Consider the following 15537-nt stretch of genomic DNA (forward strand, 5'->3'; position numbering starts at 1 on the left):
TTAGGTATAGCTAAAGTACAAAACTATAATAGGATTAAAATGAACTTGATAAAAGTAATTTATCAATTCAAACAAGTCAAGGGGAGGTGAAAAAATGAGTACATTCTTAATTTTTTTGGCGGGAATTCTTTTTTCAGCCGGTGTCCTTTTTATCAAACCTCGTGTGAAGCAGGATAAGACTTGGAAAACAGTAATTATTTGGACCTTATATGTTATTTTTTTTGTGATCGCTTGTATGGGAGTTTCCTTTGTTTACATCAATGCCAGTGTCGGACATGTCAAAGCAACAAGTACAGCTGTATTCCTGTTTGGAGGGATTTCGCTGATTCTAGCTGTCGTCTTAGCCCGTGTGTTAGGATTTATCGGTGCAAAGAAAAAGGTCGAGTCATTACAGGTCTAGAGGAGGAAAATTAATGTCCGTAGATAATAAAAAGGGCCAAAGCAAGAATTTTCAGCAAGTTGCTGCGACTTTCTGAAAACCGGGGTGGCCGCCGCGGCAGCAAAGGCGGGACAGCCTTTAAAATTTCTTAAAGCAATCGATAATAAGTTGTTTTTATAAGGGCATCCCAAAAGCATTAAGATAACTTTTGGGACACCTTTTTTATGTATTAAATGTAGATTTTTTGAAGATTGCATGGTACGATTATGTCAGAAAAGTTATCCTACGCTAATATTATTAATGCATACGTAACGATTATCTACGTCGTGCGCATAATTTTATTTGGGAGGGAAATGATCTATGACAGATATTAACAGAGATTATTGTATTGTCCCAGATAATTTTTACCCTGTTAAAAGTCTTCAAAAATATGTTCATATGGGAGTCGTACGCAAATATCGGAAAGGAGATACCATTAGTTTTCCTGGAGAAGTACTTGACAGGGTCATCTATGTGGTCTCAGGAAAAGTTAGCGTTTACTTTCTCGAAGATAACAAGCAAAAATTAATGTATTATGCATGCCGTTATTGTCCCATTGATGGGGCGTTTGGATTTAAAATTAGTCTCATGCATGTTGTTTCAGAAGAAAACAGTACGGTTTGTTTTTTCTCGAAAGAACAGCTTTTTGAAATTTTTAGACAGGATGATGAAGCTCATCAAGATTTTCTTTTGAATTTTGCTTGTAAATGCGGCTTTTTTATGTATGTCTCCAAAGAGATGGACCTTTATACTCCGACCGCCAGGGTTTTAAGAATGCTTTGTGAACTTTGCTTAACGAAAGGTAAGGTTGTTGATAATGTTTATGAGATAGATATTAAATTAACACAAAAGACGATTTCCGAAATAACAGGTGTTCATTTTGTTAGTGTCAGTAGAATTTTTGGATGGCTGAAAAAAGAAAAAATTGTGCATAAGACTCCAAATAAAATCATTATTTATGACTTGCCAAGGCTTAAAGATATGATAAATATAAATAATAAGCATTAAATGCAAATGCCGCCGAAAGGCGGCATTTGCATTTAATGCTTATTATTTAAAATAGATTTAAAACTTTAAAATTTAATAATTTAAAATCTTAAAATTAATAATCTATTATTATTTTAGGTATAGCTAAAGTCAAAAACTGAAAAAGGATTAAAATGAACTTGATAAAAGTTATATCATCATTCGAATAAATCAGGAGGAGGTGAAAAAATGAGTACGTTCTTAATTTTCTTGGCGGGAATTCTTTTTTTAGCCGGTGTCCTTTTTATCAAACCTCGCGCGAAGCAGGATAAGGCTTGGAAGACGGTAATTATTTGGACCTTATATGTTATTTTCTTTGCTATTGCTTGTATGGGAGTTTCCTTTGTTTACATCAACGCATCCGTAGGACATGTTAAAGCAACAAGTACTGCCATATTCCTGTTTGGAGGAATATCCGTCGTACTAGCAGTTGTTTTGGCACGCTTGTTAGGTTTCATCACTGTAGGAAAAACAAAAAAAATTAGTGCTAAACAAGCTTGAAAAGAGGTGGAAAAGAAGTGAGTAATGAACCAAAGATGAATCGAAGGAATTTTCTAAAAGCCGGTGCGACAGCGACAGCCTTGGGAGCCGTTGGTGTATTAAAAGTCCCCGGAAAGGTGGCAAGTGCGGCAAGCAGTGTGCAATATGCTCCTGCATCAAAAGGACAATGGTCCAAAATGCATCCTGTGCACGATATGGGCAGTGCTGTATTACACTATGTGGAAAATAATGATCAATGGTTAGGCACTTCTAAGATCGTTGGAAAGATCAAGAACTTCAATGAGTCTGATCATGGTTTTGCCCTGGCTTTAAGAGGTGAACTCGGAGATAAGGCATTTCGAGGATACATGACCCTTACTGCGAGATATCCTTTGTTTAAAGCAATAGCCGTTGCCGCTGGTTTTATTTCTTCGCCAGCAGCTGTGGAAGGAACGCCTGCTCCGGAGAAATTGGAGATACCTGATCCCGAGCAAATGTCCATGCATATTAAAGATCTTGGTTACTTTCTGCATGCAGCGGATGTATCTATTGGCAAAATGCCGGAATATGCCTACTATTCCCACCATACATTAAACTTATTTGATTTGGCGAAAAAACCTGTAGAGGAATGCATTGTACCTGTGACTGAACGGTTGCCTTATGTCATCACTGTTATGATTGACCAAAACTTAGAATCGTTGTTGGGTTCTACAGGTTATGACGGGATCAGCGGTTCGATGTCCTTTAATTCTTATCACTCTACAGCAGGTATGGCCATCATCATAGCGAATTACATCCGAAATCTTGGTTATCAAGCACGGGCCTCTCATGCTTTCAATAACATTATGGTATTTACCCCTGCTCTTATCGCAGGAGGGATGGGAGAAAATTCCCGCACAGGCGACACCTGTATCCATCCCAAGCTGGGATTCCGGTATAAAGCTGCTTGCGTTACTACGGATTTGCCGCTTGCTCCGGATAAGCCAATCGACTTTGGCTTGCGGGAATTCTGCAGAGTATGTAAAAAATGTGCAGTAGAATGTCCCAATCAAGCAATCACCTATGATGACGATCCTGTGGAATATAACGGATACTTGCGCTGGAACAGCAGTTATAAAAAGTGTGCTATATTCCGGACAACAAACGAAGAAGGTAATGTCTGCGGACGGTGCATGAAAGTCTGCCCATGGAATTCCAAAGAGGACTCGTGGTTCCATCAGGCGGGAACCTGGGTCGGAAGCATCAATGAATCATCAGCCAAATTGCTAAAATCCATTGATGATATGTTCGGATATGGGACAGAGCAGATCGAGAAATACAAATGGTGGCTGGAATGGCCGGAAATGTACAAAATTCCGGATAAATTGCAGGTAGTTAAGACTACATTGACAAGCTAATATTTTTCAAGTTGGATCATATTTCTCGAAATTCTGATTGGAATAAGTATAATTGGACGATTCTAAAAATTGAGCTGTCCCTATAAAAATTGTTGTCAAGGTCGGGTAGTATTCTTCGGACGGCGAAAATCTCCACCCTTCCTTGACAATCAATATATATGCACAATTAATTAATGAATTTATTATACGAGGAGAAAGAAGATATGGAAAGAAGAGATTTCTTTAAGCTCGCGGGGATAGCAGCGGTGGCGACAGGCGCGGCTTCTGCTGGGATTACCGGCTATCTGAACGGTGCTGATCCTTCTACCAACACTGGTTGGGAGAAGGAGAGCGTTGAACCAGGCGAACTTTTTGACCGCACCCCGTTTGAAACGGATCAACTCCCTTTCAATAAGGTAGGAACGCCAAAACGCGTAGAGATGTACGCAGATACGATGCTCCGCAGGTCAACCCTAAGCAAGGCTTTTGACGTACCGGAGGGAATGAAATTCGATGCTTATCTCAAGTCGGTGGTAGATGTAAACAATCTAGCGAATACGCCCTTAAGTATTCTAAAAGATAAGGATTTGGCTGCATTCTATCAGGGTGTCCTTGATCGGGACGGTTGGAACTATTTTGCGGAAGATCTAAGGCATATTCTGGAAGTCCTGCCTAGATCCGCCCGGATCAACGCTGAGACAGCCTTCGATATGTCCATAGCCAGCGCTTACTTTTTCTCACAGAGCGTTCATATGGGTTATCATGTTTCCAGGGTTTCTTCCAAGGATAGCGATTTTCAAGGCGTAGCCAAAAAAAGGTACGAGGTCAAAGATCCTAAAGAAATGAGCAGACTCATTAAAAAAATTGGAACCTTATTTGGCTCACCGATCGTGCGCATTGTCAAAATCAATCCTGAATGGAGCTATGAACGGGCCCCGGACAGTATCCGTGGTTATAAACGCGGAGAGCCCATCGATATCCCGGAGCATTGGCAATACGGGATTATTATGGGCCAACCTCTTTCGTGGGAGACGATTAAAGGATCTCCTATCTATTCCCATTCTTTAGAGGGTTATGGTAATTCAAGCATTTATGCTGCAAGAATGTCGGAGTTTGTGAAAAGGCTCGGTTATCCCGCCAGGGAAAACTCCCCTCACGCTCGGTATGAGTTCATTATGCCGCCGCATTTGGTGGCTGCCGGAGTAGGAGAGCAGGGACGAAATGGACTTGTCATAACACCGGAATTCGGGCCGGACTTCCGTCCAAATATGGTTGTAACTAACCTGCCTTTAGAGCCTGACAAACCGATCGACATCGGTGTGCGGAATTTCTGTATGAACTGTAAGATCTGTGCTGAGCAGTGCCCAAGCGGTTCTATTTCCCTCGACGGACCCAAGGAGATTGGTGGCCGTGGTTATGACGGATGGCAGATCAATGCAGCGCAATGCCATAATTTCTGGCTGGAAGTTCCCATCAATGGCTGCCGTGTCTGTCTTGCAGTATGTCCATTTGCTAAAAAATCCAACTGGCTGCATACTACTGCCAGAGATATTGCGATACGCGACCGCACCGGTTTAACAGCCAAGGGCCTTACCTGGATGGAGAGGGCTTTCTATGGGGAGAATACGCCAGAACATTATCATTATAAGGAAGGCTCACGTCAATATGGCCTCGTCGGTGAGAAACCGTGGTTCTTTGAATCTAAAGATTTCTTAAAAGAAAGTTAGAAAAGGAGGTAAGGAAATGTTTGGACTTATTATTAACAGTTTGGTTATAATTAGCCTTCTGATAGCAATCTACGCCTTGTTTAATTATCAAAAAGAAAAGGGCGAAAAATTGGCGTGGTGGAAATGGACGCTGTCAATTCTATGGCTGCTTACCGTACTGATTGTTTTTGCCTTTATCGGAACAGCGATCGGTGAGGGGTCGCCCCAGGTGGCCTTACGTGGCGGCATTACATTCCTGGTTTTGTTAGCGATCAGCGGTGTCGTATTTTTCCGGCTCTTTTTTGTGGGTATAAAAAGAAAACAAAGAATTAATGAACCAGTCGAACAGGACGTTAATTAGAAAGTCTGATAATTTTACGGACCCCCACGGAGGTATTTTGGGGAATGCAAAGAAAGTGGATCATTACAGGTGTGGCTATTATCTTTTTGATTGGGGGCTATATCTATGGAATCAGCCAACAAAAAATGGATGAGAAAGTGATAGCCGGCTTGTACAAACAATTAACTCCGGAAGCAGCAAGGTTTGAGCCGATGACCGACAGTTCGGCCCAGGCATTCGATGTAACCGGTAAGCTCATCGCTTATGTCGGTCTCAGTTCCCATAATGGCTATGGCGGTCCGATGTTGGTTGGCACCATCGTTGATCCTTCGGGTAAATTGAGGGAACCGGTGATTTTAAGGAACAATGAGACCCCCTCCTTCTTGATGCGTCTGGCTGCTGGCGGGTACTATAAACAATATAAGGATTTACCCGCCAACAGCATCCTGATGTTAAATCAGGACTTAGATGCCATTACCGGCGCGACTTTGGCCAGCCGTGCTGTGAGCGACAGCGTAAGAGAGAGTGCGCACAGTATAGCCCGCGTAGCGTTTCATCAGAATCCGGAACAGCCTGTAGCTCAGTGGCAATTTGGTATGAAAGAAATGATGGCTATCTTGCTGTTTGCTATGAGTTTTGTTATTTACAAAGTCAAAAAACTTCAGAAGTATCGTTTGATATTCTTAGGAGCCAGTACTATTATTCTCGGATTTTGGCTGAACAGATCGCTGTCTGTTGCCCAGTTCTCTTCGTTGTTTTTAGGATATTTGCCTTCACCCAAAACGAATTTGCTATTTTATATCGTTCTGGCAGGCGTTATCGCACCCATTCTTTTTTCCGGCAAAAATTTATATTGCCTCTATGTTTGTCCATTTTGCGGGCTACAAGAAGCGGCTCACAAAATAAGCGGTAAAAACATACCGCTCCGAAAAGCGCGAATATGGCTCGCCAGGTTACGCAATCTGTTATTATTTGCGGTCCTGATGGGAGCGGTGATAACCGCCAAGGTCAACGCAATAACTTATGAGCCGTTTGGGGTCGCCTTTGGACTGGATTTAAAAGCGCAAAATTATTTGTGGTATATTTTGTTTGCTGCGCTTATATCTGCTTTTTTGTTCCGAAAATTGTGGTGCGTGGGATTCTGTCCGGCCGGTGCTTTTTTGGATATACTCGAGGACCTGGTCAAAGCTATTCGAAAGAGATGCTCTAATTTTAAAGAAAAGGATATATTTGACAAGCAGGAGAAGTCTGCTCTGATAAAGTGAAGCTGCTTAATTCCTATAGTCTCACTACTTGGATATTAAGGCTTAAGGATACACCTCTTGAGGCGGTGGGTTAGATTCCATGATCCCCTGCTTGAAGGGGGTATTTTTTATATCTTCTTATTTTTCGGCATATTATTTGAAACCATCATTTTTTTAATCTAAGTATAGCAGGTAGTTAATCCAGGTTTGTTAACTGTCCTGCTTACCAAGACTATTCAACTTAATGTAGATTTTTTGAAGATGGCATGGTACGATTATCTAAGAAAAGTTATCCAGCGCTAACTTTGTTAATGCGTACGTAATGATTATCTCCGTATCATTTATTTTGGAGGGGGAAGTTATCGTATGAATGAGATTATCAAAGATTACTGCATAATCCCAGATAATTTTTATCCTGTCAAAGGTCTTCAAAAATATGTCCATATGGGCGTACTACGTAAATATCAAAAAGGAGAGTTTATTATCCCGGCTGGAGAAAAAATTGACAGAGTCATTTATGTGGTTTCAGGAAAGGTAAGTTTAAACTTTTTTGAAGATAAAAAACAAAAAATAATGTTTTATGCTTGCCGTCATGGTGTCGTTGATAATTTGTTTTCGTATCAAGTAATTCTTGGGAACATTGTCGCAGAAGAAAACAGTACGGTTTGTTTTTTCTCAAAAGAACAACTATATGAAATATTTAGAAAAGATGATGAAACACATGACGAATTTATTACAAATCTTACGTGCAAATGTAGTTTCTTTATGTATGTTGCCAAGGAGATGGACTTTTATAGTCCATCTGCCAGGGTTTTGAGACTAATCAATGAACTTTGCTTAAGCAAAGGAAAGTTAGTTAATGATGTCTATAAAATAGATATTAAGTTAACACAGAAGATGATTTCAGAAATAACAGGTGTTCATTCGGTGACAGTCTGTAAAATTCTTGGATGGCTGAAGAAAGAGAAAATTATGCGGAAGACTTCGGATAAAATCATTATCTATGACTTGCAAAGGCTTAAAGATGCCATTGACATGAATCTGAAATATTATATGTAATGCCCCAAAAGACTGCATAAAGGTGCTAACAAACCCCATGATCAAAATAATTCATGGGGTTTGCTTTTTTCTAAAAAGAAAAATCAACATCACAAATGCCAGGTTTATAAATAATTTTGGAATCTAATTATTTTAAAAATCTTAAAAACTGCTAATATCCAAAATTGAAAAAGAATTAAAATGAACTTGATAAAGTTATATCATCAATCGAATAAGTCAAGAGGGAGGTGAAAGAAATGAGTACATTCTTAATTTTTTTGGCGGGAATTCTTTTCTTAGCCGGTGGCCTTTTTATCAAACCTCGCGCGAAGCAGGATAAAACCTGGAAAACGGTAATTATTTGGATCTTATATATTATTTTCTTTGCTGTTGCTTGTATGGGGATTTCCTTTGTTTACATCAATGCCAGTGTCGGACATGTCAAAGCTACAAGTACAGCGATATTCCTGTTTGGGGGGATTTCGCTGATTCTGGCTGTCGTCTTAGCCCGTGTATTAGGATTTATCGGTGCAAAGAAAAAGGTCAATAATTCATTACAGGCTTAAAGGAGGAAAATGAATGTCCATAAATTCAGGTAATAAAGAAAAAGGACTCCGTCAGGAGGCTTCAGTGAGCCGCCGCGGTTTTCTGAAAACCGGGGTAGCCGCAGCTGCGCTGGGCGTGATGGGTGCGATTGCAGCGCCATCCAAGATGGCCAACGCAGCATCAGCAAGTTTAAGCTATCAACCCGCCAAAGGACAATGGTCGAAATTGCGTCCTGTTAACAACTATGGCGGTGCTTCTGTACGTTATGCTGAAATTAACGATCAATGGTTAGGTACATCCAAACTTGTTGGGCCAGTAATTCAAACAAACGAGAAAGACGCTGGATTTGCTTTAGCTTTCAGAGGATTATTAGGCGATAAAGCAAAGTACGGATTAATTTCACAAGGCAAAAGATATCCTATGGCGGCTTCTTTTCAAGTACCGATGTCACCACTTGCTTCAGCGGCAATGGTCAGTGGCAAGCCAAATCCAAACAAATTCGAGATTCCGGACCCGGAACAGATGTCCCAACATATTAAAGATTTCGGGTATTATCTTCGATGCGACGAGGTGGGTATCGGCGTTATGCCTCATTACGCTTATTATAAAGGTACCCAAGCCCCACCTTTAGGTGCTTATGTTACCGGCGCTGTCCCATCTCAGGCGCCAATGACTGATGTTCCTATCAAAGATAAATTACCTTACGTTATTTGTTTGGCAGTAGAGCAGCATTTGGAAACGAGTATGGCATCTACAGGGTATGACGGTATTGCAGTTGTCCAATCCATGCGGTCCTACCATGCTGCTGCCAATGCGGCGGTCATCATGGCAAATTATATTCGTAGCCTGGGTTATAATGCCAGGGCACAGCATTATGTAAATTACGAGGTTGTTATAACGCCTTGTCTAATCGCTGCCGGAATGGGCGAACTTACCCGAACAGGTGACTCTGCGGCCCATCCCCGTATTGGTTTCCGCCATAAATCTTCGGCAGTTACGACAGATTTGCCTTTGGTAGCAGATAAACCAATTGATTTTGGCATGCTGGATTTCTGCAGAGTATGTAAAAAGTGTGCGGATAACTGTCCTGCCCAAGCGATTACCTTTGATGATGATCCTATACCGCATAATGGTTACCTCCGTTGGAATAGCGATTCTAAGAAGTGTGCGGTATTCCGCTGTGCTAACGATGAGGGTGTTAACTGCGGAAGATGTATCAAAGTATGTCCCTGGAATTCCAAGGAAGACTCCTGGTTCCATGAGGCCGGACTGTGGATTGGCAGTAAAGGCGAGACAGCTTCAACATTTCTTAAAACAATTGACGATATGTTTGGCTACGGAACCGAAGATCTTACCCAATATCAATGGTGGCTGGAGTGGCCGGAAAATTATAAATTTCAGATACCAGTTAAGTGATATTGCTTAATTTGTGATTTATTTTAAGAGGGTGTCCTGAAAGTACTAAAAACTTTTAGGGCATCTTTTTTATGCAGTGGACCTTCAGAAAATCCTCTGGAATTGCATCGCGTTTCTTACCAGAATTCTTATTATTGGGATAAAATACCACGTATTTTTCAATTGCCTATTTTATAAGAGAGATAAAACCACTTAGATTATAGTCCTAAATTAAATTTGAATATTTTAGTGTTTGTTAATATTCGTAAGAATTATTTTGTCAATAACCTCTTCCAATTTGCTTGAATTATATAAGCAGAAAAGCAAATAATATAGTGTACAAAATTTTCTTATGAATATTATTAACCTACGTTAATAATATAGTTTTGTTTTTTAGTATATGCTATTATTAATTTAGCGTATGTAAACAATTATCCTATAGACGACATAAATTTTTTGCCATATTTATATTTTAAAGGGGTGAATAATTATGAAGGAAACTCTGAAAGAGCAACTTATCCCAGATTCTTTTCATCCTATAGAAAGATTGCAGAATTTTGTCCATATGGGGGTAGTCCGTAATTATCAAAAAGGAGAAACCGTTGTATTGCCTGGAGAAACGATAAATAGAATAATATATGTGATTTCCGACAAACTTACTGTAAATTTTCTTAATGATGACGGAAGGCAAAAATTAATGTACAAAGCCGGGAAATATTCTATCGTTGATCGGCTATTTCCGTCAGAAAATTGCTTTGTTCATGTTATTTCAGAAGAAAAAAGTAAAATTTGTTTTTTTACCAAAGAGCAGCTTTTTATGATCCTTAAACAGGATGATGAAATGCTTAATGAATTTATTGTGAACTATTCATCAAAATGTTTTCATTTTATGAATGGATCAAAGGAGATGGCCCTTTACAATCCATCCGTTCGCGTTTTGCGATTGCTTCATGAATTATGCCTTACTGAAGGTAAAGAAGTTGATGATAACGTCTATGAAATAGATGTCAAATTATCTCAAAGGGCTATTTCAGAAATAACGGGTGTTCATTTTGTTACGATTTGCAGAGTATTTAGTTGGCTGAAAAAAGAAAATATTTTGCAAAAGACAACAAGTAAAATTATTATTAATGATTTGGAGAGGCTTAAAGAAATAATCAATGAGAACAGTAAAAACTAAACACCGGCAGCGGTGTTTTTTTCAATATTAAAACGTAGAACTTAGTATAGATTAATTTTTTTATGACTTTAGCTAGATCTTAGCCTATGCTAAAAAAGGTTATTAAAGAAATTATTAGAATTTGCTTTGGGAACTCTTTTGCGGGGAGGGGACAAAAATGGAAAGGGTAATAAGCAATCACTATAGTATTCTGCCAGGTAATTTTTATCCGATTTTGAAACTATGTAATTATACGCATTTGGGGGTCATACGTAATTATCGCAAAGGAGATACGATTGTTTTGCCTGGAGAGATCATTAATAAAGTTGTCTTTGTGCTTTCGGGAAAATTGGGTATTAGCTTTATGAATGATGATGGAAGGCAAAAGTTTATGTTTTACGCTGACCCTTTTACTTTTGCGGACCGATTATTTGCCATTGAGGAATGTTTTGTTCATGTTGTTTCAGAGGAAAGGAGTACGGTTTGCTTCTTCGATAAAGAACAACTTCTTAGTATATTTCAACAGGATGAAGAAGTTCTTATTGAATTTATTACATGTTATGCATCCAAATGCACTTATTTTATGCGTGAATCTAAAGAAATGGCAATTTATAAACCATCAGTCCGGGTCTTAAGGTTGCTTTATGAACTCTGCCGTCAGAAGGGAAAAGAAGTTGACCAGGTTGACCATGTTTATGAGATTGATGAAAGAGTATCGCAGAAGGCAATATCTGAAATAACCGGTGTTCATTTTGTGACTATCTGTAAATTATTTCGCTATCTGAAAAAAGAGAATATTCTGAAGAAGAATTCAGGCAAGATCATCATTTATGATTTGCCACGGTTACAAAATTTGATTGAAGAGTGGATGAAAACCTAAACACAGCCGAAAGACGCTTTTTAGACTGTCGACAAAGTCATTGTCGGCATTCTTTTTATTTATACCATTATAAAAAAATAAACTGTAAAGAAAAATTCTTATACTAGACTAAGTCTGGTTTTGTTAAATCTAATACAATGTTAATTAATTAAGATATTATTAACGAGAAGGTAAAAGGAGGTGTAAAACAATGAGTACTTTTTTGATTTTCTTAGCGGGTGTCCTTTTTTTAGCCGGTATCCTTTTTATCAAGCCGCGCGCTGCTAAAAATAAAATTTGGCAGACAGTGCTGGTATGGGCCCTATTTGTCGTTTGGTATTTCATCACATGGATTGGAATTTCGTTTGTTTACATTAATGCCAGCGTAGGGCACGTTAAAGCGACAAGCACCGCAATCTTCTTATTTGGAGGAATTTCCGTGGTGCTGGCTATCATCTTAGCGCGTATCTTGGGATTCATCACGATGAAGAAAAAAGTAGACCATACGACACAAGCTTAAAGGAGGAGAACTGATGTCAGAGATTCCGGAAAAAAATAATAAAAAACCCAATCAGCAAACACGCTTAAGCCGACGGGGTTTTTTAAAGGCAAGTGCAGGGGCCGCTGCAACGGCCCTTGGCGTGGTGGGAGCAATTACAAGCTCGCCCGGAGTGGCAAACGCTGTAATTGATCTCGGGTATAGAAACTCATTATATAAACAAATGGATTATACACCAATAAAGGGCCAATGGTCAAAATTAAAGCCGAAAATGGATTACGGCGGTGCCTCAGTTCGTTTTGTAGAACATAATGATCAATGGCTTGGAACATCTCAGATTATTGGAAAAGTAGAAAGAACGAATGAATCTGACGGTGGATTTCCATATGCAATTCGAGGATTGCTGGGAACGAAGTCCCAATATGGATTTGTTTCGCAGGCGATAAGATATCCTCTCGGGGATGCCTTGATGCTTCCAACGCAGGAAATAAGCAAACCAAATATTGTAGGTGGTACTCCGAAACCGGAAAAACTTCCGATTCCTGATCCGGAACAAATGTCTATGCATATCAAAGATCTTGCATATTATTTGAGAGCAGATGAAGTAGGGATCGGGAAAATGCCATCCTATGGCTACTACAAAGCTGTTATGGATCCGCCTGAAGGAGCCTATGCTGCCGGCATTGTTACCCTTGAAACCCCTTATGTAGATGTACCTGTTACGGAGTCAATGCCTTACGTTATTTGTGTTGCTGTAGAACAGCATTGGGAGACTTATGCGGCTTCAACGGGGTATGACGGAATTTCCCTTGAGCAGTCATTCCGCAGTTATCACGCTACAGCCAATATTTCTGTCGTCATGGCACAATACATTCGTAACTTAGGCTATCATGCCAGGGCTCATCATTTTGGAAATTATGAAGCAGTTATGGGGCCTTTATTAATTGCGGCGGGTATGGGAGAGCTTACCCGTACAGGGGACTGTGTAGCGCATCCAAGAATGGGTTTCAGAAATAAAGTAGCGGCAGTTACGACAGATCTACCTTTGTTACCAGATAAACCCATTGACTTTGGCATGTTGGATTTCTGCAGGGTATGTAAAAAATGTGCCGAAACCTGCCCAAACCAAGCGATAACCTATGATGTGGATCCTGTTGAATTTAACGGCTATATGCGCTGGAATACCGATGCATATAAATGTGCAGCATTTAGAACCGGTAATGAGGAAGGCGTTAACTGCGGCAGATGTGTAAAAACCTGTCCGTGGAATTCTAAGGAAAAATCCTGGTTCCATGATCTCGGAATATGGATCGGCAGCAAGGGAGAGACAGCTTCATCATTGCTTAAAAATATTGATGACATGTTTGGTTATGGAACGGAAGAAATCACCCGATATAAGTGGTGGCTGGAATGGCCGGAAATGTATAAGATCAGAATACCGGCAGATAAACAATAGATACTATTTTCTAAACAAGAAGCTGTTGCCAACAATTTTATGGTTTGTTGGCAGCAGCTTCTTATATTTCAAGGCCTAGTAAAATACTCAATCTGTTTCGGCATACAATCTGTCAAAATAAGATATGACCATTTTGTTAACAATGATAAAAAATATTTAGTAGCAACGAAGAAAATATTAACAGCCGATAATGCCCAACATTTAATAATGAGTACAATGAAGCGTGTAAGAGATACAATTCGCAAGATTAAAGGAGGTGAAAAAATGAGCACTTTGTTAATTTTCCTGGCTGGTATTCTTTTTTTAGCGGGGATTCTTTTTGTTAAGCCCAGAGCTAAGCAAAATAAAACATGGCAAACCGTGGCTGTTTGGGTGACCTTTATTATTTGGTTTTTTATAACATGCATAGGGGTATCATTTGTTTACATTAACGCCAGCGTAGGACACGTCAAGGCCACAAGCACAGCTATCTTTCTATTTGGTGGGATCTCGGTAGTACTGGCCATCGTATTAGCCCGTGTTCTAGGATTTATTGGTATGAAAAAGAAGGTCAACGAGTCTATAAAGGCTTGAGGGGAGGAAAATTGATGTCGGATTCCGAAAGCAAAAAGCTGCCTGGGCAGGTAAACCGCCGCGGCTTTTTGAAAACCGGTGTGGCTGCCGCAGCCATGGGCGTAATGGGAGCGATTGCAGCTCCATCGAAGATAGCAAATGCGACTGTAAGTACCCTAAACTATACGCCAGCAAAGGGAAAATGGTCAAAACTTCGTCCTGTAAATAATTATGGCGGTGCTTCAGTAAGTTTTGTCGAGCATAACGACCAGTGGTTGGGAACAAGTAAGATTGTGGGAACTATTCAAAGGTCAAGTGAATATGACTCGGGTTTCACTTTGGCTCTCAGAGGATTATTAGGTGAGAAGGCAAGATGGGGATTTTTAACCCAAACCAAGAGATATCCCTTAACAGATGGCATAGGCTGGGCCATAGGGCCAATCAGCCTGGATGAGATTTGTATTGGGGTCCCGAATGCCGAGAAACTTCCGATTCCCGATCCGGAGCAAATGTCCCAACATATCAAAGACGTTGCGTATTATCTCAGGGCAGATGAAGTTGGTATCGGCAATATGCCGTCGTATGCTTATTACGGCTTTAAGCAGGTTCCGCCGCAGGGACTCTTTCCTGCAGGCATCGTTCCGCCGGATACGCCGATCCATCAGATCCCGAACACAGAGCCGGATTTGCCTTATGTTATTACGTTTGCAGTGGAACAACATTTGGAAACCTATCTGGCATCGACCGGTTATGATGGGATTTCCGTATCCCAGTCATTCCGGTGTTATCACGCCGTAGCGAATATTGCGGTTATTATGGCCCGATATATTCGGACTTTAGGTTACAATGCCAGGGCGCATCACTTTGGCAACTATGATCTCGCCGTTCCGCCGGCTCTTATCGCTTCCGGAATGGGTGAGCTCAGCCGTACGGGAGACTGCGTTGCTCATCCCAGAATGGGATTCCGTAACAAATGCGGTGCAGTCACCACAGATCTTCCGCTCTTGCCCGATAAACCTATTGATTTCGGACTATTGGATTTCTGCCGGGTTTGCAAAAAATGTGCAGAAACCTGTCCAAGCCAAGCTATCAGTTACGATAAAGATCCTGTGGAACAAAACGGTTACATGCGTTGGAACAGCGATATGAAGAAATGCGCTCAATTCCGGGCCGGCAATGACGAAGGTGTCAACTGCGGCAGATGTGTAAAAGTCTGTCCGTGGAATTCTAAAGAAGACTCTTGGTTCCATGAAGCAGGCTTGTGGATTGGCAGCAAGGGTGAGGCCGCTTCGTCACTGTTAAAAAGCATTGATGATATGTTCGGTTACGGTACTGAAGAGATTACCCAGTATAAATGGTGGCTGGAATGGCCTGAACTTTATAAAATCAATATTCCCAGTTAATTGAATTAACTTAATTTCTAAGTATTACTAAGAGGCACGT

Annotated in this window: 16 protein-coding genes; all 16 read left to right on the plus strand. The window is 40.4% G+C overall.

The genetic code is table 11. The annotated features are described in order from the left end of the window. Positions 1 to 94 precede the first annotated feature (94 nt). The 16 genes from A7K50_RS04210 to A7K50_RS04290 all read left to right on the plus strand — a co-directional run bounded on the left by A7K50_RS04210 (position 95) and on the right by A7K50_RS04290 (position 15497). Positions 95 to 400, plus strand: a complete 306-nt coding sequence (locus tag A7K50_RS04210) for a dehalogenase (RefSeq protein WP_119774745.1) — start codon at positions 95 to 97, stop codon at positions 398 to 400. Positions 401 to 739: 339 nt separating this feature from the next. Further along, on the plus strand, positions 740 to 1426 hold the full coding sequence (locus A7K50_RS04220) for a Crp/Fnr family transcriptional regulator (RefSeq protein ID WP_119774747.1): 687 nt from the start codon (positions 740 to 742) through the stop codon (positions 1424 to 1426). A 207-nt stretch (positions 1427 to 1633) separates the two neighbouring features. Beyond that, positions 1634 to 1945 carry a dehalogenase gene (locus A7K50_RS04225; protein WP_119774748.1) on the plus strand — a complete coding sequence of 104 codons (312 nt, stop codon included), beginning with the start codon at positions 1634 to 1636 and terminating at the stop codon, positions 1943 to 1945. A 35-nt stretch (positions 1946 to 1980) separates the two neighbouring features. Further along, on the plus strand, positions 1981 to 3321 hold the full coding sequence (locus A7K50_RS04230; protein WP_119774766.1) for a reductive dehalogenase: 1341 nt from the start codon (positions 1981 to 1983) through the stop codon (positions 3319 to 3321). Between the two features lie 203 nt (positions 3322 to 3524). After that, positions 3525 to 5027: a reductive dehalogenase domain-containing protein gene (locus A7K50_RS04235; RefSeq protein WP_158582039.1), complete on the plus strand. Its 1503-nt coding sequence runs from the start codon at positions 3525 to 3527 to the stop codon at positions 5025 to 5027. Between the two features lie 16 nt (positions 5028 to 5043). Continuing rightward, positions 5044 to 5367 (plus strand): hypothetical protein, encoded by a 324-nt coding sequence (locus A7K50_RS04240; protein WP_119774750.1) that lies wholly within the window; start codon positions 5044 to 5046, stop codon positions 5365 to 5367. 44 nt (positions 5368 to 5411) lie between these two features. Beyond that, positions 5412 to 6611, plus strand: coding sequence for a 4Fe-4S binding protein (locus tag A7K50_RS04245; RefSeq protein ID WP_119774751.1), 1200 nt, complete (start codon positions 5412 to 5414; stop codon positions 6609 to 6611). Positions 6612 to 6956: 345 nt separating this feature from the next. Further along, entirely contained in the window at positions 6957 to 7649 is a 693-nt protein-coding gene (locus tag A7K50_RS04250; RefSeq protein ID WP_119774752.1) for a Crp/Fnr family transcriptional regulator, read from the plus strand. Positions 7650 to 7885: 236 nt separating this feature from the next. Continuing rightward, positions 7886 to 8194, plus strand: coding sequence for a dehalogenase (locus tag A7K50_RS04255; protein ID WP_119774753.1), 309 nt, complete (start codon positions 7886 to 7888; stop codon positions 8192 to 8194). A 13-nt stretch (positions 8195 to 8207) separates the two neighbouring features. Further along, on the plus strand, positions 8208 to 9590 hold the full coding sequence (locus A7K50_RS04260) for a reductive dehalogenase (protein WP_119774754.1): 1383 nt from the start codon (positions 8208 to 8210) through the stop codon (positions 9588 to 9590). Positions 9591 to 10059: 469 nt separating this feature from the next. After that, the gene (locus A7K50_RS04265; RefSeq protein WP_199698223.1) at positions 10060 to 10749 is read left to right on the plus strand and encodes a Crp/Fnr family transcriptional regulator; all 690 of its coding nucleotides are present in this window, start codon (positions 10060 to 10062) and stop codon (positions 10747 to 10749) included. Positions 10750 to 10906: 157 nt separating this feature from the next. Next, entirely contained in the window at positions 10907 to 11608 is a 702-nt protein-coding gene (locus tag A7K50_RS04270) for a Crp/Fnr family transcriptional regulator (RefSeq protein ID WP_119774756.1), read from the plus strand. 190 nt (positions 11609 to 11798) lie between these two features. Continuing rightward, positions 11799 to 12107 carry a dehalogenase gene (locus A7K50_RS04275; protein ID WP_119774757.1) on the plus strand — a complete coding sequence of 103 codons (309 nt, stop codon included), beginning with the start codon at positions 11799 to 11801 and terminating at the stop codon, positions 12105 to 12107. A gap of 13 nt (positions 12108 to 12120) precedes the next feature. Beyond that, positions 12121 to 13542: a reductive dehalogenase gene (locus A7K50_RS04280; protein ID WP_119774758.1), complete on the plus strand. Its 1422-nt coding sequence runs from the start codon at positions 12121 to 12123 to the stop codon at positions 13540 to 13542. 264 nt (positions 13543 to 13806) lie between these two features. Next, positions 13807 to 14115, plus strand: a complete 309-nt coding sequence (locus A7K50_RS04285) for a dehalogenase (RefSeq protein ID WP_119774767.1) — start codon at positions 13807 to 13809, stop codon at positions 14113 to 14115. Between the two features lie 14 nt (positions 14116 to 14129). Next, positions 14130 to 15497, plus strand: coding sequence for a reductive dehalogenase (locus A7K50_RS04290; protein ID WP_119774759.1), 1368 nt, complete (start codon positions 14130 to 14132; stop codon positions 15495 to 15497). Positions 15498 to 15537 lie beyond the last annotated feature (40 nt).

Origin of the sequence: Dehalobacter sp. MCB1 (assembly GCF_003590275.1) — a bacterium.
Classification (GTDB): domain Bacteria; phylum Bacillota; class Desulfitobacteriia; order Desulfitobacteriales; family Syntrophobotulaceae; genus Dehalobacter.

Excerpts from the sequence above, each read along its gene's own strand:
- A7K50_RS04210 (WP_119774745.1), top strand. The coding sequence starts at position 95 with ATGAGTACATTCTTAATTTTTTTGGCGGGAATTCTTTTTTCAGCCGGT.
- A7K50_RS04220 (WP_119774747.1), top strand. The coding sequence starts at position 740 with ATGACAGATATTAACAGAGATTATTGTATTGTCCCAGATAATTTTTAC.
- A7K50_RS04225 (WP_119774748.1), top strand. The coding sequence starts at position 1,634 with ATGAGTACGTTCTTAATTTTCTTGGCGGGAATTCTTTTTTTAGCCGGT.
- A7K50_RS04230 (WP_119774766.1), top strand. The coding sequence starts at position 1,981 with ATGAATCGAAGGAATTTTCTAAAAGCCGGTGCGACAGCGACAGCCTTG.
- A7K50_RS04235 (WP_158582039.1), top strand. The coding sequence starts at position 3,525 with ATGGAAAGAAGAGATTTCTTTAAGCTCGCGGGGATAGCAGCGGTGGCG.
- A7K50_RS04240 (WP_119774750.1), top strand. The coding sequence starts at position 5,044 with ATGTTTGGACTTATTATTAACAGTTTGGTTATAATTAGCCTTCTGATA.
- A7K50_RS04245 (WP_119774751.1), top strand. The coding sequence starts at position 5,412 with ATGCAAAGAAAGTGGATCATTACAGGTGTGGCTATTATCTTTTTGATT.
- A7K50_RS04250 (WP_119774752.1), top strand. The coding sequence starts at position 6,957 with ATGAATGAGATTATCAAAGATTACTGCATAATCCCAGATAATTTTTAT.
- A7K50_RS04255 (WP_119774753.1), top strand. The coding sequence starts at position 7,886 with ATGAGTACATTCTTAATTTTTTTGGCGGGAATTCTTTTCTTAGCCGGT.
- A7K50_RS04260 (WP_119774754.1), top strand. The coding sequence starts at position 8,208 with ATGTCCATAAATTCAGGTAATAAAGAAAAAGGACTCCGTCAGGAGGCT.
- A7K50_RS04265 (WP_199698223.1), top strand. The coding sequence starts at position 10,060 with ATGAAGGAAACTCTGAAAGAGCAACTTATCCCAGATTCTTTTCATCCT.
- A7K50_RS04270 (WP_119774756.1), top strand. The coding sequence starts at position 10,907 with ATGGAAAGGGTAATAAGCAATCACTATAGTATTCTGCCAGGTAATTTT.
- A7K50_RS04275 (WP_119774757.1), top strand. The coding sequence starts at position 11,799 with ATGAGTACTTTTTTGATTTTCTTAGCGGGTGTCCTTTTTTTAGCCGGT.
- A7K50_RS04280 (WP_119774758.1), top strand. The coding sequence starts at position 12,121 with ATGTCAGAGATTCCGGAAAAAAATAATAAAAAACCCAATCAGCAAACA.
- A7K50_RS04285 (WP_119774767.1), top strand. The coding sequence starts at position 13,807 with ATGAGCACTTTGTTAATTTTCCTGGCTGGTATTCTTTTTTTAGCGGGG.
- A7K50_RS04290 (WP_119774759.1), top strand. The coding sequence starts at position 14,130 with ATGTCGGATTCCGAAAGCAAAAAGCTGCCTGGGCAGGTAAACCGCCGC.